The organism is Sphingomonas sp. (assembly GCF_019635515.1).
Classification (GTDB): domain Bacteria; phylum Pseudomonadota; class Alphaproteobacteria; order Sphingomonadales; family Sphingomonadaceae; genus Sphingomonas.
Genome location: NZ_JAHBZI010000002.1, coordinates 722779 through 742775, shown reverse-complemented (window position 1 = coordinate 742775; position 19997 = coordinate 722779). Strand labels below are relative to the sequence as shown.

General features: G+C 67.5%; 17 protein-coding genes. 4 read left to right on the top strand and 13 right to left on the bottom strand.

Going from position 1 to position 19997, the window contains the following annotated elements; all coding sequences use genetic code 11:
- Positions 1 to 36: 36 nt before the first annotated feature.
- The 3 genes from KF730_RS15945 to KF730_RS15935 are packed head-to-tail and all read right to left on the bottom strand — an operon-like array spanning position 37 to position 2157.
- Entirely contained in the window at positions 37 to 864 is an 828-nt protein-coding gene (locus tag KF730_RS15945; RefSeq protein WP_294099023.1) for a CoA ester lyase, read from the bottom strand.
- Positions 861 to 1454, bottom strand: coding sequence for an NAD(P)H-dependent oxidoreductase (locus KF730_RS15940; protein ID WP_294099022.1), 594 nt, complete (start codon positions 1452 to 1454; stop codon positions 861 to 863). Before KF730_RS15940 ends, KF730_RS15945 begins: the two co-directional genes overlap by 4 nt.
- A 40-nt stretch (positions 1455 to 1494) precedes the next feature.
- Entirely contained in the window at positions 1495 to 2157 is a 663-nt protein-coding gene (locus KF730_RS15935; RefSeq protein ID WP_294099019.1) for a LysR family substrate-binding domain-containing protein, read from the bottom strand.
- Between the two features lie 158 nt (positions 2158 to 2315).
- Here KF730_RS15935 and KF730_RS15930 point away from each other — a divergent pair, with 158 nt between their 5' ends.
- The 4 genes from KF730_RS15930 (at position 2316) to KF730_RS15915 (ending at position 9480) form a co-directional block, all read left to right on the top strand.
- Positions 2316 to 6812 carry a GAF domain-containing protein gene (locus tag KF730_RS15930; protein WP_294099016.1) on the top strand — a complete coding sequence of 1499 codons (4497 nt, stop codon included), beginning with the start codon at positions 2316 to 2318 and terminating at the stop codon, positions 6810 to 6812.
- On the top strand, positions 6809 to 7624 hold the full coding sequence (locus tag KF730_RS15925; protein WP_294099013.1) for a response regulator: 816 nt from the start codon (positions 6809 to 6811) through the stop codon (positions 7622 to 7624). The genes KF730_RS15930 and KF730_RS15925 overlap by 4 nt, the downstream gene beginning before the upstream one ends.
- A 379-nt stretch (positions 7625 to 8003) precedes the next feature.
- Positions 8004 to 8597, top strand: coding sequence for a porin family protein (locus KF730_RS15920; protein ID WP_294099010.1), 594 nt, complete (start codon positions 8004 to 8006; stop codon positions 8595 to 8597).
- A gap of 190 nt (positions 8598 to 8787) precedes the next feature.
- Entirely contained in the window at positions 8788 to 9480 is a 693-nt protein-coding gene (locus tag KF730_RS15915) for an HAD family hydrolase (protein ID WP_294099005.1), read from the top strand.
- Here the strand turns inward: KF730_RS15915 and guaD are convergent.
- From guaD to puuE, 10 genes are read right to left on the bottom strand one after another with little or no spacing between them, the layout of a single operon-like run.
- Entirely contained in the window at positions 9477 to 10721 is a 1245-nt protein-coding gene (guaD, locus tag KF730_RS15910; RefSeq protein ID WP_294099002.1) for a guanine deaminase, read from the bottom strand. The two genes, KF730_RS15915 and guaD, sit on opposite strands and share 4 nt — an antisense overlap.
- Positions 10718 to 11641: a xanthine dehydrogenase accessory protein XdhC gene (xdhC, locus tag KF730_RS15905; RefSeq protein ID WP_294098997.1), complete on the bottom strand. Its 924-nt coding sequence runs from the start codon at positions 11639 to 11641 to the stop codon at positions 10718 to 10720. The genes guaD and xdhC overlap by 4 nt, the downstream gene beginning before the upstream one ends.
- The gene (xdhB, locus tag KF730_RS15900) at positions 11638 to 13911 is read right to left on the bottom strand and encodes a xanthine dehydrogenase molybdopterin binding subunit (RefSeq protein WP_294098996.1); all 2274 of its coding nucleotides are present in this window, start codon (positions 13909 to 13911) and stop codon (positions 11638 to 11640) included. Before xdhB ends, xdhC begins: the two co-directional genes overlap by 4 nt.
- Entirely contained in the window at positions 13904 to 15223 is a 1320-nt protein-coding gene (locus tag KF730_RS15895) for an FAD binding domain-containing protein (protein ID WP_294098994.1), read from the bottom strand. Before KF730_RS15895 ends, xdhB begins: the two co-directional genes overlap by 8 nt.
- A complete protein-coding gene (locus KF730_RS15890; protein WP_294098991.1) occupies positions 15220 to 16398 on the bottom strand; it encodes a urate hydroxylase PuuD in 1179 nt (392 codons plus the stop codon). Before KF730_RS15890 ends, KF730_RS15895 begins: the two co-directional genes overlap by 4 nt.
- Positions 16398 to 16733, bottom strand: coding sequence for a hydroxyisourate hydrolase (gene uraH / locus KF730_RS15885; RefSeq protein WP_294098988.1), 336 nt, complete (start codon positions 16731 to 16733; stop codon positions 16398 to 16400). The genes KF730_RS15890 and uraH overlap by 1 nt, the downstream gene beginning before the upstream one ends.
- Positions 16730 to 17662: a GIY-YIG nuclease family protein gene (locus KF730_RS15880; RefSeq protein WP_294098985.1), complete on the bottom strand. Its 933-nt coding sequence runs from the start codon at positions 17660 to 17662 to the stop codon at positions 16730 to 16732. The genes uraH and KF730_RS15880 overlap by 4 nt, the downstream gene beginning before the upstream one ends.
- On the bottom strand, positions 17659 to 18084 hold the full coding sequence (gene uraD, locus KF730_RS15875) for a 2-oxo-4-hydroxy-4-carboxy-5-ureidoimidazoline decarboxylase (protein WP_294098983.1): 426 nt from the start codon (positions 18082 to 18084) through the stop codon (positions 17659 to 17661). The genes KF730_RS15880 and uraD overlap by 4 nt, the downstream gene beginning before the upstream one ends.
- The gene (alc, locus tag KF730_RS15870) at positions 18081 to 19076 is read right to left on the bottom strand and encodes an allantoicase (RefSeq protein ID WP_294098981.1); all 996 of its coding nucleotides are present in this window, start codon (positions 19074 to 19076) and stop codon (positions 18081 to 18083) included. The genes uraD and alc overlap by 4 nt, the downstream gene beginning before the upstream one ends.
- Entirely contained in the window at positions 19073 to 19990 is a 918-nt protein-coding gene (gene puuE, locus KF730_RS15865) for an allantoinase PuuE (protein ID WP_294098979.1), read from the bottom strand. Before puuE ends, alc begins: the two co-directional genes overlap by 4 nt.
- Between the last annotated feature and the right edge of the window lie 7 nt (positions 19991 to 19997).

Genomic DNA, 19997 nt, shown 5'->3' with positions numbered 1-19997 from the left:
AGCAGATTCGCGGAACGCTGCAACGCGGTAGAACAGTTATCCGCAAGGTGCCCGCGCCAACAGCGCCTCGGCCTGCTTCAGATGCGGCCGATCGATCATCTTGCCGCCCAGCTTGAGCGCCCCCGCACCGGGATTGTCGGCAAAGGCCTGGACGATCGCGCGGGCATGCTCGATCTCCGCCTCGCTCGGCGAAAACCCGGCGTTGATCGCCGCCACCTGCGCCGGGTGGATCGCCATCATGCCGGTGAATCCGTCGCGGCGGCCGCGCGCGACATAGGCGGCGAGGCCCTCGGCATCGGCGATGTCCGGATAGACCGTCTCGATCGGCGCCACCCCCGCGGCATGCGCCCCGAACAGGGTCAGCGCCCGGACCATCTGATAAGGCGGTGTATAGCCGCCATCGGCCTCGCGCGACGATACCGCGCCGATCGCCGCGGGCAGGTCTTCGGCACCCCAGGTCAGCCCGAGCAGATGCGCCGCGACCTCGCGATAGCTGCCGAGCTGGAACACCGCCGCCGCCGTCTCGGTGGCGATCGGCAGGACCGGCGGGCAATCGCCCATCGCCAGCAGCGCCCTGACCGAAGCCGCGCCCTCGGCCTTGGGCAGCACGATCCCGTCCGCGCCCTTTGCCGCGTCGAGATCGGCGCGGACATGCTCGCTGTCGATCGGGTTTACCCGCACCAGGCAGGTCGTGCCCTGCGCGCCCGCCAGCCATGCCGCCACCGCCGCGCGTGCCTCGGGCTTCTTCTCCGGGCTCACCGAATCCTCCAGATCGAGGATCAGCGCGTCCGCGCCGCTCGCCTCGGCCTTGGCGAAGCGCTCCGGCCGGTCACCGGGTACGAACAGCAGCGAGCGCAGCCTCATTTGCCGGCATGCTCCCGCGCCAGCGCGCGCATATTGGCGAACTCCATCAGCTGGTCCGCCATCGCCGCAACCTGTCCGCGAACCGCCGCATCGGCGAAATGACCCTCCATATCAAAGACCGGCTTGAGCGAATTGATGGTCACGCCCAGCGGCGTCGGCCAGCCGCGCAGGGCATGGGCGATGGCCCTGAGCGTCGCCAGCGTGCTGCCCGTCGCCTGCCAGCCGGCCGCCACCGCCGCCAGGCCCACCGCGCGGCCGTCGAAATAGGGCCGTTCGTCCTTGGCCATGTCCTGCACATAATCGAGCGCGTTCTTGAGCATCCCCGAGATCGTGCCGTGATAGCCCGGCGAGACGATCACCACCCCGCCCGCCTCGCGCAGCGCCGCGACGAGTTCACGGGCATTGTCGCAGCGCTCGTCGCTGGTGCCATAGGTCGGGAAATCGAGCTCGGGTCCCGCGAACAGCCGGGTGCGCGCGCCGCGCTCCTCGCACGCCTCGAGGATCTTGCGGGTGATCCGCTCGGACGAGCTGGCGACGGCGACGGTGCCGCCCAGCCCAACGATAAGGGGGGCCTTGCTTTCGGTCTGCATGGTGCCCCTGTTGCCCCGAACCGAAGCCAAGCGCCAGAGGTTAGCGGTGCGTCAAACTGCCGATCAGCGCCGAAAGCGGCCATTCGGGCTCGGCATCGGTCCAATAGGCGCGCACCGGGAAGCGCGCGCCATTGGCGAAGACGGGCAGCACGGTCACATCGGCGGCGAGATGCGCGACATGGCTCTCGCAGATCAGCGTCACCCCCGCGCCCGCCGCGACCCGATCGACCAGCCGCGCCGGCCCGACATCGACGATGGTGGCGTCGAGCGCCGCGCCGGCGGGCAGGATCATCCCCGCGAGGAAGCGGTGCATGTCGCTGCCATATTGCTGGCGCGAGACGAGGACGGGCTGATCGCGCAGATCGGACGGAAGCACCGCGGCCTTGGCGGCGGCGAGCCTGTGGCCGTGCGGCACCGCGACCATCACCCGATCGTGCCACACCTCCTGCGAACGCGTGCCCGGCTCGTCGCCGCCCGGCAGCACCGCCAGCGACAGATCGCCCCGTCGCAGCGACGCGAGCAGAGCGCCGCGCCCCATTTCGTGCACGCCGATATCGACCTTCGGGCACACCCGCGAGAATTCGAGCAATTCGTCGGCCAGCCGGTCGCGGCATATCGACGCGAAGCAGCCGACGGCCAGATCATGCTGTTTCTCGCCCGTGCCGGCGGTAATCGTGCCGGACCCGGCGGTTGCGCTGCGCATGACCAGGGGATGCGGCATTCGCGCGGGCACGCGTCACGCCTTGCGACGGATGCGACGAAACTGCGACGAACGTGCGGGGTGCCGCGACCGGGCCGACAAACCGCCCCTTAGCAGCGTAACGACTTTTCGCTACGAATGGCGGCGAGGGGATCCATCGGATGCGGGACCGGGCGCGCGAGCCATTTGCCGGACTAGAGTCGCTCGACGCGCTGACGCCGCGCGAGAGCGAGGAGCAGTTCCGTCATCTCGCCGAGAACATCCAGGGCCTGTGCTGGGTCGGCGGCGACAATGGCCGGCTGATCTGGGCGAATCAGCAATGGCACGACATGTTCGACGGCACCTCGGCCGAGCGCGGCGATCCCCGCGGCGTCGTCCATCCCGAAGATCTGCCGGTCGCCATCGCGCTGTGGGACCGGATGCGCGCAGAGGGCGAGATGGCGGCGGTGCATCTGCGCATGCGCGGGCGCGACGGGGTCTACAAGCCCTATCTCAGCAAGGCGGTGCCGATCCGCGACGATCATGGCGCGATCGCGCGTTGGTGCGGCGTCCAGATCGATCTGAGCGACCGCCACGCGCACGACCGCCGCCAGGCGGTGCTGCGCGCCTTTCACGATCAGTCGCGCGACCTGACCGAGCCCGCCGCGATCCTCACCGTCCTCGCCAAACTGCTCGCCGAGCACATGCAAATCCCGCATTTCCTCTACGGCGAGACGGTCGGCGGCGATCCCGAGACGCTGGAGGCGTTCCACGCCGCCGACGGGGTCGAGCAGTCCAACCCCTCAGCGCGCTTCAGCCTGATCCAGGCGTTCACCAGCCTCGCCGAGCGCTATTCGTGGAGCGAAAGCCGCGTCGTCGCCGACAATCGCATGCTCGGCCGCGCCGGCGACGATCCCGTGCAACGCGCCGCCAATCTCATGGGCGTGCGCTCGAGCATCAACGTGCCGATCGTCAAGGAAGGCAAGCCGGTGGCGATGCTGGCGGTCCTCGATACCGATAGCCGCCACTGGAGCGCGGACGAGATCGAACTGGCCGAGGAACTGGCCGAGCGGGTCTGGGCCGCGCTTGCCCGCGCCCGCGCCGAGGCCCAGCTACAGGAGCGCGAGCGCCACCAGGCGTTCGTCATCGACTGGGGCGACCGGGTGCGCGGCGAAACCAGCCCGCAGGCGATCATGGCGGTGACGCTCGAATGGCTCGGGCGCCATCTTGGCATCACCCGCGCCACTTATTCGGAGAGTGATGCGAGCGGGCGGATCTTCTCGATCCTCGGCGAATGGCGCGATGAGCAGGTCAACAGCATCACCAACACCCAATTCTCGCTCGACGATGTCGGCGAGACGGTCGAGCGCGAATGGCTGGCCGGCGCGATCGTCCGCTACGACGATGTCGTCAGCGATCCGCGCGTCGAGCCCGATTACGTCCCCGCCTATCTCGGCGCGCAGATCCAGGCGTTCGTCAGCGTGCCGCTGATCGAAAATGGCCGTGTCCGCTCGGCATTGTCGGTCCAGCACAATGCGGCGCGGCACTGGCGCGATAGCGAAATCCAGCTGCTCCGCGATATCGCCGAGCGCACCTGGGTCAGCCTTGAGCGCGCCCGTGCCCAGGCCGAGCTGGCCGAGCGCGAGCGGCATCAGGCGTTCCTGATCGACTGGAGTGACCGGGTGCGCGGCGCAACCTGCCCCGATGCGATCATGGGCACCACGCTCGAATGGCTCGGCAACCATCTCGGCGCCACCCGCACCACCTATGCCGAATGCGACACCACCGGCCGGCGCTTCACCGTCACCGGCGAATGGCGGGACGCATCGGTCTCCTCGATCCGCGGCAACAGCTTCTTCCTCGAGAATGTCGGCGCGGCGGTCGACCGCGAATGGACCATCGGCGAAGTCATTCGCTACGACGATGTCGCGCACGATCCGCGCCTGGAAACGGCCGCGAGCGAGCGCTATCTCGGCGCGCAGATCAGCGCATTCATCTCGGTGCCGCTGGTGCAGGGCGGACAGATGCGCTCGGCGCTGTCGATCCAGCAGAGCGCGCCGCGCGGCTGGCGAGACGGCGAAATCCAGCTGATGCGCGACATCGCCGAGCGTACCTGGGTCGCGCTCGAGCGCGCCCGCGTCCAGACCGCATTGCAGGAACGCGAGCGCAATCAGGCGTTCCTGATCGCGTGGAGCGACAAGGTCCGCCGCGAGACCAGCCCGCAGGCGATCATCGCCACCACGCTCGAACGGCTCGGTGCCCATCTAGGCATCGCCCGCGCCACCTATTCGGAAAGCGACGCCGAAGGCCGCGTCTTCACCGTCGAGGGCGAATGGCGCGACGGCGTCTCCAGCAATCTCGGCGCCAGGATCACGCTTGGCAGCATCAGCGCGTCGGTCGACAAGGAATGGGTGAGCGGCGATCTCGTCTGCTATGACGATGTGATCGACGATCCCCGCGTCGACGCGGCCGCCGCCAGGCGCTACCGCGACACCAGCATCCGCGCCTTCATCAGCGTGCCGCTGGTGCGGGACGGGCAGATGCGCTCGATCCTCTCGGTTCATGACAGGAATCCGCGGCAGTGGCGGCCGAGCGAATTGCAGCTGATGCGCGACATTGCCGAGCGCGCCTGGGTCGTGCTCGAACGCGCCCATGCCGAGGCCACGTTGCAGGAGCGCGAGCGCAACCAGGCGTTCCTGATCGCGTGGAACGACCGCATCCGCGACCGTACCAACGCTCGCGAGATCCTTGGCGAGACGCTGGCGGCGCTGGGCGAGCATCTCGGCGTCATGCGCACCAATTTCGCCGAGACCAGCCATCAGGGCCAGGAATTGCGCGTGCTCCAGGAATGGACCGAGGGCGTGCTCAACGCGACGCATGAGCGCTATCCGCTGAGCGTGCTCGGCGACAAGCTGGCGGCGGCGCATTCGAGCGGCCTGCCGGTGCGCGTCGACGACACCGCCACCGATCCGCGCTTCGACGCGAGCAACAAGCCGCTGTTCGACAGTCTCAACATCCATGCGGTGCTGACGCTGCCGATGATGCGCGGCGGGGAGATCGTCGGCGTGCTGTCGGTCCAGCAGAGCAGCCCGCGCCGCTGGAGCGACGGCGAAGTCGATCTTGTCCGCGATCTTGCCGACCGCACGCTCGCCGTGCTCGAACGCGCCCATTCGGAAGAGCGGCTGGCCGAAAGCGAGGCGCAGCTATCCGCGTTCCTGGAGAACGCGCCCGTGGCGATGCACCTCAAGGACGCCGATGGCCGCTATGTCCGCGTCAATCCCGAGTTCGCGCGCGGCGTCGGCCGCGCCCGCGAGGAAGTTCAGGGCGCCGACGCCGACGAGGTGTTCCCGCCGCGCATCACCGCCGAGGTCAAGCGCCTCGAAGCGCTGGCGCTGCAAGGCGAAGTCGCCAGCGCCGAAATCGAGATCGGCGAGATCCTCGGCAATGACGGGCACGTCCTCTCGATGGTCTTCCCGATCACCGGCGCCGGCGTCGCCCGCACCGGCGGCTTCACGCTCGACCTGACCGAGCGCAAGCGCGCCGAGGCCGCTTTGGCCCGCTCGCGCGAGACGCTCTACCAGACCGAGAAGCTCTCCGCGCTCGGATCGCTGCTCGCCGGGGTCAGCCATGAGCTCAACAATCCGCTGTCGATCGTCGTCGCCCAGGCGGTGATGATGGAGCGCCAGTCGCAGGGCGGCGAGCTTGCCGAACGCGCCCAGAAGATCCGCAAGGCCGCCGATCGCTGCGCGCGCATCGTCCAGACCTTCCTGGCGATGGCCCGCCAGAAGCGCCCCGAGCGCGAGCCGGTCGATCTCAACGCGGTGGCGATGGCGGCCTACGACCTGGCCGAATATGGGCTACGCACCGACGGCATCGCCGCGACGCGCGAGCTGGCCGCGGCGCTGCCGACCATCTCGGCGGATTCGGATCAGCTCCACCAGATCATCATCAACCTGCTGGTCAACGCCCAACAGGCGATGGGCGACACCGCCCCGCCCGACCGCAGGCTGATCCTGCGCACCGCCGAGGGCGAGACCGCCGGCACGGTGATCCTCGAGGTGATCGACAATGGCCCAGGCATTCCCGACGATATGCGCCGCCGCATCTTCGAACCCTTCTACACCACCAAACCGCAGGGCGAGGGCACCGGTGTCGGCCTCAGCTTCTCGCAGGGGCTGGCCGAGGCGCATGGCGGCAAGCTCGAACTGCTGCCCGCCAAGCGGGGCGCGCATTTCCGCCTGACCCTTCCGGTCGACCCCGCGCAGGGCGCACCCGAGCTGGCCGAGGCTGCCCCGGCGCGAATGGAAGCGCCGCTGCGCCGCGCGCTGGTGATCGACGACGAGCGGGAAATCGCCGAATCGCTCGCCGACTTCCTGTCGATCGAAGGTTTCGCCTGCGATATCGCGGTCGGCGGCGCCGAGGCCCGGAAGCGGCTGGCCAAGGGCGACTATGATCTGATCGTCAGCGACCTGCGCATGCCCGGCATCGATGGCCCGCAACTCCACGCCTGGCTCAAGGCCGAGCGTCCCGATCTCGAAAGCCGCATGGCCTTCGCCACCGGCGACACGCTCGGCACCGCCGCGGCGCGCTTCCTTGAGGCCGTCGATCGCCCGGTGCTCGAAAAGCCCTTCATGCCCGATGCCGTGCATCACTTTCTTCAGCAGATGGACCTCGCATGACCACCGCTCCCGATCAGACCGCCCCCGCCCCCTATATCATCATGGTCGATGACGAGGAGGATCTGCGCGAGCCGATCGCCGCCTATCTGCGCGAGCAGGGCGTCGAAGTCGGCGAGGCTGGCGGCGGCGCAGAGCTCGATACGCTGCTGCTGCGCCGCGTGCCCGCGCTGGTCGTCCTCGATGTGACCATGCCCGAAGAGGATGGCTTCAGCATCGCCCGGCGGCTGCGTGCCAGATACGAAAGTCTCGGTATCGTCATGCTGACCGCGCGCCGCGACGTCATCGACCGCGTCGTCGGCCTCGAACTCGGCGCCGACGATTACGTCATGAAGCCGTTCGAGCCGCGCGAATTGCTCGCGCGCATCCGGTCGGTGTTGCGCCGGCTGAATGCCTTTGCCGAGGCGCCGACAGTCCTCGCCCGCGCCGATCGGGCGGATTTCGAAGATGAGGACGACGAGGGCGAAACCCCGGCGCTGCGCGGCGACTATCATGAGGAATTCTGGATCCCCACCACGCGCGGGCAGATCCGCGTGCCGGTCGACACGATCGAGTGGATCGAGGCGGCCAAGGATTACGCCCTGCTCCACACGCCCGAGCGCAGCCACATGATCCGGGTGACCATGTCGGCGCTGGAGGACGGGCTCGATCCCCGGCACATGATCCGTGTCCATCGCTCGGCCTTCGTCCGCCCCGCATCGGTCCAGCGCGTCAGCGCGATCGGGCGGCACATGGCGCTGGAGATGAAGTCGGGCGCGGTCGTCCGCGTCGGCCCGCGCCACTGGAGCGAGGTCCGCCACCGGCTGAAGCTGTAAACCGCAGCTTCGTCGCACCCTAGTCGCAGTGCTGGGGACACTCTCCGCAAATGCGCGCATAGGGTTCGCACGCCGCCGAGCCATCCCCCGGCCTTGGCGGCGCACGAGCGCCCGTCGCCCCCTAGAAGACGGCGCCCACATAGCGGCCACCCGGACGACCCGTCCGGGTGGCCGTTTCGTTTTCCGCTCTCGCGAACCCCTGATCGCACCGCGTTTTCGTCGCTTCGTCGCGGCGCCGAAACGGTCTCGCCGCAGCTTCGTCGCGCCGGTCGCGGGGCGCGTGCCGCCCGCGAATCCGCCGCCTAACCGAGCCCCAGACGGTCGCTTCCGGCCGCTCACACACCCCGGCATCGACCGGACAATTCAGGGAATGCCAATTATGCGTACCGTTCTTTTCCTCCTCGCCGGCGTCTCGGCGCTTTCGTTCGCCCAGCAGGCGAGCGCCCAGGACTTCACCGGCCCCCGCGTCGAAGTGAATGCCGGCTATGATTCGACCAACGCCGATGACGGCGTCGCGGCGACCCCGAACACGCTCGACGGCGTCCGCCTCGGCGGCGCGATCGGCTACGACATCGCGCTCGGCAACACCTTCCGCGTCGGTCTGGAAGCCGATGCCGGTTTCCTCGCCTCGGGCGATAACCGCTATGCGGCCGGCACCAGCAGCTACCGCATCACCACCGGCCGCGACCTGGGCGTCTCGCTGCGCGCCGGCGCCAAGATCGGCGACAAGACCTTCCTCTATGCGAAGGGCGGCTACGCCAACAGCCAGTACAATGTCCGCGCCGTGATCGGCGGCACGACGGGCAACACCGTGACCAACGTGCGCAGCAACGAAGACGGCTGGCGCATCGGCGCGGGCATCGAGCACATGATCACCGACAAGATCTACGCCAAGGCCGAATATCGCTACACCGACTACGGCAACGACGTGTCGCGTCACCAGGCGCTGGTCGGCATCGGCTACCGCTTCTGAGCCCCTCGCTCAGTATCCCCGGGTGGGGCGGCGTTTACTCGGCGTCGCCCCACCCCTTTTCGGAGAACCACCATGCTCAGGAACTTCCTGACCATCGTGCTGGCGGGTTTCCCGCTGCTGGTCATGCTCAGCGTCTGGAACGCGACGGTTTGACCTGTCGCTTCCCGCCGCGCGCGCTAAGACCGCGTCCATGCCGATTCAACTGATCTGCCTCGATGCCGACGATACGCTCTGGCACAATATGCGCCATTTCGAGGCCGCCGAAGACGCGCTGCACCGGATGCTCGCGCCCTTTGCCGGGAGCGATGCCGTCCGCACCCGCCTCAACGCGATCGAGAGCCGCAACCTTCCCACCTATGGCTATGGTGCCAAGGGCTTCACACTCTCGATGATCGAAGCCGCGATCGAGATTTGCGGCGACGCACTGCCGCGCAATGCCATTCCCGAGATCCTCGCCGCGGGCCGCCAATTGCTCGCGCATCCGGTCGAACTGCTGCCGGGCGTGGAAGAAACGCTGGAAGCGCTGGCCGAGCGCGCTCCCTTGGTTCTCGTCACCAAGGGCGATCTGCTCCACCAGGAAAGCAAGCTCGCCGCCTCCGGGCTGGGCGAGCGCTTCGCAGGCATAGAGATCGTCAGCGACAAGCGGCCCGAGACCTTCACCCGCGTCTTCGCCGCGCACGGCGTACCGGCCGATCGCGCGTTGATGGCCGGCGATTCGATGCGCTCGGATATCCTCCCCGCGCTTGCATCCGGCGCCTGGGCCGCGTTCGTGCCGCACGAGCTGGTCTGGTCGCACGAGGCGGCCGACGCACCCGAGCATCCGCGTCTCCGTCAGCTCACCAGCCTCGCCGAATTACCCGGCTGGATCGACGCGATCGCCTAGCGCGCATATGCCAGCTTGCCGCGCAGATAGGTCGCGGCCACCGCCCGGTCGTCGCCCAATACCTGCAGCGCGAACAGCTTGTCGTGGATCGACGCGCCCTTGGTCCGCCGTGCCAGCAGCGGTGTCGCGGCGGGATCGAGCACCACGAAGTCGGCCTCCTGACCCGGCAGCAGCGCCCCCACCTTGTCGGCGATGCCCATCACCCGCGCGCTCCCCGCCGTCGCCAGATGCAGCGCCCGGAAGGGATCGAGCGAAACCCCGCGCAACTGGCAGACCTTGTACGCCTCGCCGAGCGTATGGAGCAGCGAGAAACTCGTCCCCGCGCCGATATCGGTCCCCATGCCGAGCTTGACGCCGTGCCGGTCGCGCTGCGCCAGATCGAACAGGCCGGAGCCGAGGAACAGGTTGCTGGTCGGGCAAAAGGCAATCCCCGCCCCCGCTTCGGCCATCCGCTCCATCGCCCGCTCGCTCATATGCACGCAATGCGCGAACACCGATCGCGGGCCGACCAGTCCGAAGCGGTCATAGACATCGAGATAGTCGGCCGCGTCGGGAAAACGCTCGGCGACCACAGCGATCTCGCCCTGGTTCTCGGAGAGATGCGTGTGCATCAGCACATCGGGATGCGCCGCCAGCAATGCGCTCGCCTCGGCCAGCTGCTCGTCGCTGGAGGTCAGCGCGAAACGCGGCGTCACCGCATAACCGAGCCGGCCCTTGCCCCGCCATCTGGCGATCAGCGCCTCGCTGTCCGCACGGCCGCTTTCCGGCGTGTCGCGCAGGCCCGGCGGGCCGAGATCCATCAGCACCTTGCCCGATACGATCCGCATGTCGCGCGTCAGCGCCGCTTCGAACAGGGCATCGACCGATTGCGTGTGCACCGTCGCGAACACCAGCGCGCTGGTCGTGCCGTTGCGCAGCAATTCGTCGAGGAAGAACGCCGCGATCGCCGCCGCGTGATCCATGTCGGCGAATGCCTGCTCCGCCGGAAAAATGTGCCGCTCAAGCCATTGCAGCAATTGCTCGCCATGCGAGGCGATCCGCTCGGTCTGCGGATAATGGATGTGCGAATCGATGAAGCCGGGGACGGTGATCCCATCGAGCTTTTCAACGGGGACGCCGGGATCGGCATAGGGCCCGCACGACGTGACGATCCCATCTTCGACCAACAGCAGCCCGTCCGGATAGTGGCGGACATCGCCCTCTTCCGGCACGCTCAATATCTCGCCGCGAAACGCCTTCATGCCGCCTGCCTCAGCGTCAGCAATTGCGCGAGGGTGGCGATGGCGATCACCTCGGGCTCCTTGCCATCGATCCCGGCCAGCCCGATCGGGCAGGTCAGCCGGCCCGCATCGATACCAGCCTTGTCTAGCCGCGACACGAATCGCGCGCGCTTGGTCTGCGAACCGATCAGCCCGACAAAATGCGCCGGGCTGCCGAGCGCCGCTTCGGTGAGGCGGTAATCGAGCCCATGGTCATGGGTAAGAATCACCACCGCCGCATCGGCGGGCGCTTCGCCTGCGCAAGCGACCATCTCATCCTCATTGGCCAGAACCACCCCCGGCGTCTCTGCGGCTTCGGGCCGCGTATCGAACCAGGCCAGATGCAGCGGCAGGCCCTGCGCCCGCGCGGCGATCGCCTGCCCGACATGGCCTGCGCCGAACAGGAACAGCGGCATGGCGTCGGTTTCAGTAGGCTCTGCGAACGAGTTCCCTGAAACTGGCAATGGCCCCCTTGCCGAAATGGCTCCCCGGCGAACGCCGGGGTCCAGTTGGGAAACCTCCGATGCTGGGTCCCGGCCTTCGCCGGGAAGCCGGATACGTTGGATAGTGCCTCCTAAAGTGATGATCGCAGGTTCCTCAATGACCTCCGCCAGCCGCTCGACCAGCAGCCGAACCCGCCCGCCACAGCATTGGCCGAGCAGCGGCCCAAGCGGATAATCCTGCACCCGCCAGCTTCCCGGCGGCAGGCCAAGGATCGCGCGCGCTTGCGCCGCCGCCTGATGCTCGAGCGCACCGCCACCGATCGTGCCGTGCTGGCAGCCGGCGGTTACCACCATCCGCGCGCCCGGCCCGCGCGGCGCCGAGCCTTCGGTGGCAAGGACGGTGACCAGAGCCACCGGCTCCGCCGCCAGGGCGGCACGCGCAAAACCAGCCCAACTCATCGCCCGCGCAGTTCCTCGACCGCCGCCAGGATGCGCTCGGGCGTGGCGGGCGCATCCAGCTGGGGGAAGCCCTTGCCCGGCGCCGCTGCCGCCACCGCCTCGGTCAGCGCCGAGAAGACCGAGATCGCCAGCATGAACGGCGGCTCGCCCACCGCCTTGGAGCGGTGGATCGTCGCCTCGTGATTGCGGCCCGCTTCCCAGATCGCGATCCGCATCTCGGGCCGGTCGTTGGCGGTGGGAATCTTGTAGGTCGAGGGGGCATGGGTCAGCAGCCGCCCCCGGTCGTCGAACACCAGTTCCTCGGTGGTCAGCCAGCCCATCGCCTGGATGAAGCCGCCTTCGATCTGCCCAAGATCGATCGCCGGATTCAGCGAGCGGCCGACATCGTGGAGGATATCGACCGAGACCACGCGGTTCTCGCCGGTCAGCGTGTCGATCTCGACTTCGCTCAGCGCCGCGCCATAGGCGAAGTAAAGGAACGGCCGCCCGCTATGGCTGGCGCGGTCGTAATGGATTTTGGGCGTCGCGTAGAAGCCGGTCGCCGATAGCGACACCCGGCCCATATGCGCCATGCGGCAGAAATCGGCGAAGGGGATGGTCCGCCCGCCCGCCACCACGCCATCGGCCGTGAATTCCGCCTCGCCGCCCAACTGCTCCACGGCGAATGCCGCCATCCGCTCGCGGATGGTCATCGCCGCGTTGAACGCCGCCATACCGTTCATATCGGCGCCCGAAGATGCCGCGGTCGCCGAAGTGTTGGGCACTTTGTCGGTCCGCGTCGCGGTGACGCGCACCTTGGCGATCGGCACCGCGAACAGGTCCGCCACCACCTGCGCCACCTTGATGTGCAGCCCCTGCCCCATCTCGGTGCCGCCATGGTTGAGCTGGATCGAGCCATCGGCATAGACCAGCACCAGCGCGCCCGCCTGGTTGAGATGGGTGGTGGTGAAGCTGATCCCGAACTTGACCGGCGTCAGCGCAAGGCCGCGCTTGCGGACAGCGTGCGAGGCGTTGAACGCCGCCACCGCCGCCCGCCGCCCGGCATAGTCGGTGCGCTCGGCCAGTTCGGCGATGATCTCCGGCGCGACATTGTCCTCGACGGTCATGTCATAGGGCGTGACGTCGCGGCCCGGCCCATAGAGATTGGCGCGGCGCACTTCGAGCGAATCGCGGCCCAGCGCTGCGGCGATCGCGTCCATCGCCCGCTCGATCACGATCATCCCCTGCGGGCCGCCGAACCCGCGAAAGGCGGTGTTCGAGCAGGTATGCGTCTTGAGCCGGTGGCTGACGATCTCGACCGCCGGCAGGAAATAGCAATTGTCGGCATGGAACATCGCCCGATCGTTGATCGCCGGCGACAGATCGGTGGTGGCGCCGCAGCGCGACGCGAGCTCGATGCGGATGCCCTGGATGCGGCCTTCCTCGTCGCAGCCGACATCGTAATGGGCGGTGAAATCGTGGCGCTTGCCGGTAAAGGCCATGTCGTCGTCGCGATCGGCCCGGAACTTGGCGGGGCGTCCGGTCTTCGCCGTGACCAAAGCGCACGCCGCCGCGAACGGCGCGGCCTGGGTCTCCTTGCCGCCGAACGCGCCGCCCATCCGGCGAATCTCGACGGTAATATCGGCATGATCGCGGCCGAGCAGGTGCGCGACGAGATGCTGGACCTCGCTGGGGTGCTGGGTCGAGCAAAGGATATGGATCTGGCCCTGCTCGCCCGGCGTCGCCAGCGCGGCCTGACCCTCAAGATAGAAATGCTCCTGCCCGCCCATTTCGAACCTGCCGGTGACCCGGCGCGGTGCCGCACGGATCGCGGCATCGGCATCGCCACGCCCCATGAACTGGCTGGCCTCGATCTGCGATCCCGCCGCCAGCGCATCGGCAATGGTGACCAGCGCCGGGCGCGGCTCGGCCGCGACCTTCGCCAGCCGCGCCGCTCGCCGCGCCGCGCGCGTGCTGGTGGCGGCGACGAGGAACAGCGGCTGGCCGGGATAGAGGATCTCGCCGTCCGCGAGCAGCCGGTCGTCATGCTGGACCGGACCGACATTATTCTCGCCGGGAATATCGGCGGCGGTGAACACCGCGACCACGCCGGGGCAGGCTTTCACCGCGTCCAGATCGAGGCCGAGCAGCGTCGCATGGCCGTCACGCGCATGACCGAAGGCGAGGTGGAGCAGGTCCGGCGGCTCGGGCAGATCATCGACATAGGTGGCGGCACCCGCGACGTGCAGCGCGGCGCTGTCATGCGGATGGGGCCTATGCACCTCAGCCATCCTGCCGCTCCGCCCAGATGCGCCGCAACAGATTGGCGGCGGCGGTGCGGCGATAGGCGGCCGAGCCGCGCAGATCGTCGAGCGGCGTATAATCGGTAGCGAGCGCCAGCGCCGCCGCTTCGACGGTTTCGGCGTTCCACGGCTTACCGGTCAGCGCCGCCTCGCATCCGGCGGCACGCAGCGGCGTGCCCGCCATCCCGCCGAACGCGATCCGCGCCTCCCTCACCACGCCCTCGGCAATCGTGATCGCGAAGGCCCCGCACAGCGTCGAGATATCGCTGTCGAAGCGTTTGGAGAGCTTGGAGATCCGCACCAGCGTATCGGGCGAAGGGCGCGGAATCCGCACGCTCTCGACGAATTCGCCGGCCAAGCGATCCTGCTTGCCATAGGCGATGAAGAAGCTTTCGAGCGGGATCGTCCGCCGCGCGCGCCCGTGCCGCAGCGTCAGCTCCGCGCCCAACGCGATCAGCGCCGGCGGCATGTCGCCGATCGGCGAGCCATTGGCGATATTGCCGCCGATCGTGCCGGCATTGCGCACCTGCACCCCGCCGATCCGCCGCACCAGCTCGCCCAGCTCGGGGTGCAGCCGGGTCAGCGCCAACCGCGCCTCCGAGTAGCGCACCGCCGCACCGAGGGTCAGCGCCTCGTCACCTTCCTCGATCCCGCGCAGATCGGCGATGTCGCCGATGAACACCGTCGGCCCGAGCTCGCGGTGCTGCTTGGTCACCCATAGCCCGACATCGGTCGCGCCCGCGACGATCCGCGTCTCGGGGTTCGCCAGCAGCAGCTCGGCCAGTTCGTCGGCAGTCGCCGGATTGGGCCATGCCCGCGCCGGCAGTTCCAACCGCTCTTCCTGCGCCCGCACGCCCACCGCCTCGCCCGCTTCCAGGATCGGGCCATAGCCGGTGCAGCGGCACAGATTGCCCGCCAGCACATCGCCGACCGGAACGCCTTCGGTCCCGCTCGCGCCGATGCTGCGCCCGACCAGCGACATCACGATCCCCGGCGTGCAGAAGCCGCATTGCGAGCCGTGCCGCGCGATCATCTCACGCTGCACCGGATGATCGCCGCCCAGGCTCTCGACCGTCCGCAGCACCTTGCCGTCGAGCATCGGCGCGAACAGGATACAGGAATTCACCGCCCGCCACCCGCTCTCGTCCCCGAGCAGCACCGTGCACGCCCCGCAATCGCCTTCGGCGCAGCCTTCCTTGGTGCCCGTCCGGCGCAGCTTGTAGCGCAGCAGATCGAGGACGCTGTCAGTCGCCTCGACCTCCGCCTCGATCACCTCGCCGTCGAGCAGGAAGCGGATCATTGCGGCGTTCCCGATGCGATCCACGCGCCCAGCTTGGCGCGCTCCTCCTTGGTCATGGCGGTGTCATTGCCCAGCGGCATGATCTCGGAATCGACTGCCATCGCCTTGATCCGCGGGGCCGCCGCCTTGGCCTGCGCATAGCTGTCGAGCTTGAGGCCGAGAGGCGCGACCGGGAATCCGGGATGCGTCGGCTTGGCGCTGTGGCACCCCGCGCAATGTCTGGCGATCAGCGGCTGGACCTCGGCAAAGGGCACCGCCTGCGCCGCCACCCCGCCGCCCTTCTCCATCGACACATAGGTGACGCTGACCAGCGCCATCAGCGCCGCCACCGCGATCGCATGGGTCGTCGATTGCGCGCGGTGCCGCAGGTTGAAGACATGACGCACGGCTACCCCGGTCAGCCCGAGCAGCGCCAGCACCAGCCACGGCCGCTCGGCGCCATAGGTCATCGGATAATGGTGGCTGATCATGATGAACAGCACCGGCAGCGTCATGTAATTATTGTGGAGCGAGCGCTGCTTGGCAGCCGCGCCAAGTGCCGGATCGGGCGTGCGCCCGGCGACAAGATCGGCGACCACCTTCTTCTGATTGGGGATGATCACGAAGAAGACGTTGCCGACCATCACCGTGCCGATGATCGCGCCGACATGGAGATAGGCGCCGCGCGCGGTGAAGACGCTGTTGAGCGCATAGGCCGCGAAGAGCAGGCACAGGAACCAGCAGATGCCGAGCACCAGGTTGCTCGATCGCAGCGACGAGCGGCACAGCAGATCGTAGATCACCCAGCCCGACGCCAGCGACGCCAGCCCGATCGCGATCCCCGCCGCCGGGCTCAGCGCGACCTTTTCGGGATCGATCAGGAAGCTCTTCGCGCCGACATAATAGACCAGCACCAGCAGCGAGAAACCGCTGATCCACGTCCAATAGGCTTCCCATTTGGACCAGTGGAGCGTCTCGGGCATCTCGGCGGGGGCGACCATATATTTCTGGCTGTGGTAGAAACCGCCGCCATGCACCGCCCAATCTTCACCCGAGGCGTCGCCCTTGCGCGGCTTTTTGAGGCGAAGGTCCAGGCCAATGAAATGAAAGGACGCGCCGATCCAGGCGATGCCGGCGGTCAGATGCAGCCAGCGGATCGCGAGGTTGAGCCACTCCCAAAGATCGAACCCGCCCATCAACTGCCCCGGTAGGTCGAGTAGCTGAACGGCGAGACCAGCAGCGGCACATGATAATGGCCGCCATCATCGGCCATGCCGAAGTCTATCGTCACTTCGTCGAGAAAGGGCGGATCGGGCAGATCGACCCCCTGCGCGCGAAAGTAAGCGGCGACCGAGAAGCGCAGCGCGTAGCGCCCCGCCGCCAGCGCCTCCGGCAGCAGATCGGGGCAGCGGCCATCCTGATTGGTGACGCCGCGCGCGATCTCGCCCTGCGCGCCGCTCAGCGTCAGCGCGAGGCCAGCGGCGGGGCGGCCGTGCATCGTGTCGAGGACATGGGTGGAAAGCGTGTTCATTCGCGCGCTCCAAGAGATGCGGCGCGTCCTTGCTGCCAATCGTGATAGGTCCGGCGTTCGCCCTCAACTTTCCACTCAATTCTACCGTTGCTGTTGCGGTCAAGAACTACGGCTGCGGCCGCGGAAGGGCTTTTGAAGCTATAGGGTTTTGCAAAAACATATTTACCGTCAATGGTCGGCTGCAGCACACCGGTAGCGATAAGGCTTTGCTTCAAATCGCCGTAGCTGAGCTGAACGTAGCCAGTATCTTTCAGTGCTTGCGATCCCTCAAGAACGATGAACTCTCCGTCCTCCTCAACCGCCTTGGCGGTCACCCCCGTCTTGTGCCGAATCTCAAACACCGTTTCGAGCGCGGTTCGTTGCGCTATCGGGGTGGCAGCCCGTGCCACAGCGCGAGGTTGTGGCTTGAGCAGGTCAAGCCCAACAACGGGCAACATAATTTTCAGATTGGCTAGAAACTGTTCCATATTTGCCTGATCGGCTTCAGGAAGCCGCCGGCGCAGTCCGGCAGGACTGGTGCCGTTGTCGAGCGCCACGCGATTGGCTGCGAGCGCCAACTCGATCAGTCGCGCTTCGAGATATTCGACATGCCCCTTTGACAGGTCATCATCGCTGGTCGTGACCGCGATGGCAGTCTCCCAGAAATCGCGTTGCTGCGCACTCTGCTTGACGCGTTCGCGAACACTATTGGCCGATCCGATATAGGCGCGGATTCCCCCCGTCGCTTCGATATCCGGACCCCAGAGAATATAGATCCCTGTTCGATCAAGTTCCAGACGAGCGGTCAGCGCCGCAAATGTTGCGCTGGTGGCAACAAAGATCAGCCCGGTCCAGCCATGGATCGTCGCCTTACGAAGGCCAGTCGCAGTACCATCCACCAGAAAGAGCTGGATCGTTCGGCCGAACATCTCCGTGCCTGCTTCGCTCATGCCTCGGCCTCCAGCCGTAACCGGACAATCTCGCCGATCTGCTCAAGCGCGGTGGCGATCTCGGTGTCGCGGTCGTTGCCCAGCCGATGCTCCATCGCGGCGAGGATGCCCGCCTTGTCGGTCAGCCGCACGCAGATGATGAAGGGCATGCCGAACTTCTCCCGATACGCTGCATTGAGCGTATGGAAGCGCTCGAACTCGGCTCGGGTCAGCCGGTCGAGGCCAGCGCTGGCCTGTTCGGCGGCGCTGGCTTGGGTCAGCGTGCCATCAACCGCCGCCTTGCCCGCCAGCTCGGGATGCGCGCGGATCAGGGCGAGCTGCTCCTCGCTCGACGCGGCATACATCGCCGCCATCAGATCGGCATGGCTGCGCGACGCCGCGCGCTCCTCGACCCAGGGGCTATGCTCGAACAGCGCGCTCACCGGACGATCCGCCCGACCATCCGCAAGCGGCTGACTCCGCCATCGGGGATGATGTTCAATCGCACGAAGCGCACCGACCCGAGATCGGCGATCTCGTCACGGAAGACATGCACCGTGTCCGCCGCGAGCTTCACTTCGGGCAGCAGCACCGGCCAGCTTTCCGACGCGGCGGCGATTTCCTCGGGCGCGCCGGTCGCGACCGGCGCGGCCTGGATGAAGCAGCGGTCGGGGTAATTGCCCTTGAAGTGGGCGGTATCGACGGTGATCTCCTCGATCACTCCTGCCGTGCCGAGTTCGAGCACCGCATAGTCATGCCCCGGCTCGCGGCGCCGCCGGGTTTCCCAGCCATCGCCCATATTCACCCCACGCCCCGGTGCGGTCAGGTTTTCGGGACTGCCATAATGCTCGTCATTGGCGATGATCCCGCGCCCGCCATGCTCCATCGCCAACAGGTCGAGCGCCACATCGGCATCGACCGCCGACCAATCCTTGGCGATCCGCCCCCACACCCTGAGGCGCGCGACGCCGCCATCGGGAAATATGTGCAGGCGGATATGCGTGACGGGCGTGTTGTGGGTGATCGGCACATAGATGCGGTCGTCGCCCTTGAGCGCCAGCCGCCCGGTGACCTTGATCCAGCCGGCGTCGTCGCCCGGCACTCGTTCGTCGCTGCGGCAGACCTCGATCTCGGCGCCGGGCGGGTAGTTGCCGGTGAAGTGCGACGTGTCGATCTCGAAGCCCGCGACCAAGCCCGCCGCGCCCAGCCGGATCACGCACCAGTCATGCCCGGGCACCCGCTTGCGGCGGCTCTCCCAGCCGTCCATCCACTTGCCGTTATCGTCATACTTGCCCGGGATGAAAACCGGCGCGGCGGGATCGATCAGGCGCGCCTTGTCGGCGAAGAAATCGTCGGTCGCATACACGACCTCGGCGCCCAGGCGCGGCTGAGCGAGATTGACATATTGGCTGCGCAGATCGTCGAAGATGCTCATTCGGAAACCTTGAAAGGATGCGTGGCGCGCCAGTGACGGGCGATATCGATGCGGCGGGCGAACCACACGTCCTGGTGTCCGCTCGCATATTTGAGGAAGCGCTCCAACCCGGCCATCTTGCCGGGCCGCCCGGCCAATCGGCAATGCAGCCCGACCGACATCATCTTCGGGCTCGTGTCACCCTCGGCATAGAGCACATCGAAGCTGTCGCGCAGATATTCGAAGAACTGGTCGCCGGTATGCATGTTGGCGCTGGCGAAGCGCATGTCGTTGGTCTCCAGCGAATAGGGCACGATCAGATGCGGCTTGCCCGCCGCTTGCGTCCAGAAGGGCAGATCGTCAGAATAATCGTCGGCGTCGTAGAGGAAGCCGCCTTCCTCCGCGACCAACGCCCGCGTGTTGGGCCCGGTCCGCCCGGTATACCAGCCGAGCGGGCGCTCGCCGGTCAGTTGGCGATGCACCTCGATCGCGCGCTGCATATCGGCGCGCTCCTGCTCCTCGGGCACGTGCTGATAATTGATCCAGCGCCAGCCATGCGAGGCGATCTCGTGACCGGCCTTCAGGAACGCATCGACCACCGCCGGATTGCGCCGCATCGCCAGCGCCACGCCGAAGATGGTGACCGGCACATCGTAGCGCTCGAACAGCCGCAGCAGCCGCCACACCCCGGCGCGCGAGCCATATTCGTAGATCTGCTCCATGCTCATGTGCCGCGCGCCCATCACGGGCTGAGCATTGGCGATGTCGGACAGGAATATCTCCGACGCGGGATCGCCATCGAGTATATTGGCCTCGGCGCCTTCCTCGTAATTGAGCACGATCTGCACCGCGATCCGCGCGCCGCCGGGCCATGCCGCGTGCGGCGGGTTCGGCCCATAGCCGATGAGATCGCGTGGGTAGCTAGCGTCGTTCAAATGCACC

Bases quoted from the DNA above. Each gene is read 5' to 3' on its own strand.
- KF730_RS15895 (WP_294098994.1), bottom strand. From the start codon at position 15,223: ATGATCCGCTTCCTGCTCGACGGCGAGGTGATCGAGGCGGAGGTCGAG.
- KF730_RS15915 (WP_294099005.1), top strand. From the start codon at position 8,788: ATGCCGATTCAACTGATCTGCCTCGATGCCGACGATACGCTCTGGCAC.
- xdhB (WP_294098996.1), bottom strand. From the start codon at position 13,911: ATGGCTGAGGTGCATAGGCCCCATCCGCATGACAGCGCCGCGCTGCAC.
- KF730_RS15920 (WP_294099010.1), top strand. From the start codon at position 8,004: ATGCGTACCGTTCTTTTCCTCCTCGCCGGCGTCTCGGCGCTTTCGTTC.
- alc (WP_294098981.1), bottom strand. From the start codon at position 19,076: ATGAGCATCTTCGACGATCTGCGCAGCCAATATGTCAATCTCGCTCAG.
- KF730_RS15945 (WP_294099023.1), bottom strand. From the start codon at position 864: ATGAGGCTGCGCTCGCTGCTGTTCGTACCCGGTGACCGGCCGGAGCGC.
- guaD (WP_294099002.1), bottom strand. From the start codon at position 10,721: ATGAAGGCGTTTCGCGGCGAGATATTGAGCGTGCCGGAAGAGGGCGAT.
- KF730_RS15935 (WP_294099019.1), bottom strand. From the start codon at position 2,157: ATGCGCAGCGCAACCGCCGGGTCCGGCACGATTACCGCCGGCACGGGC.
- KF730_RS15930 (WP_294099016.1), top strand. From the start codon at position 2,316: ATGCGGGACCGGGCGCGCGAGCCATTTGCCGGACTAGAGTCGCTCGAC.
- xdhC (WP_294098997.1), bottom strand. From the start codon at position 11,641: ATGAGTTGGGCTGGTTTTGCGCGTGCCGCCCTGGCGGCGGAGCCGGTG.
- KF730_RS15880 (WP_294098985.1), bottom strand. From the start codon at position 17,662: ATGAGCGAAGCAGGCACGGAGATGTTCGGCCGAACGATCCAGCTCTTT.
- KF730_RS15925 (WP_294099013.1), top strand. From the start codon at position 6,809: ATGACCACCGCTCCCGATCAGACCGCCCCCGCCCCCTATATCATCATG.
- KF730_RS15890 (WP_294098991.1), bottom strand. From the start codon at position 16,398: ATGGGCGGGTTCGATCTTTGGGAGTGGCTCAACCTCGCGATCCGCTGG.
- KF730_RS15940 (WP_294099022.1), bottom strand. From the start codon at position 1,454: ATGCAGACCGAAAGCAAGGCCCCCCTTATCGTTGGGCTGGGCGGCACC.
- uraH (WP_294098988.1), bottom strand. From the start codon at position 16,733: ATGAACACGCTTTCCACCCATGTCCTCGACACGATGCACGGCCGCCCC.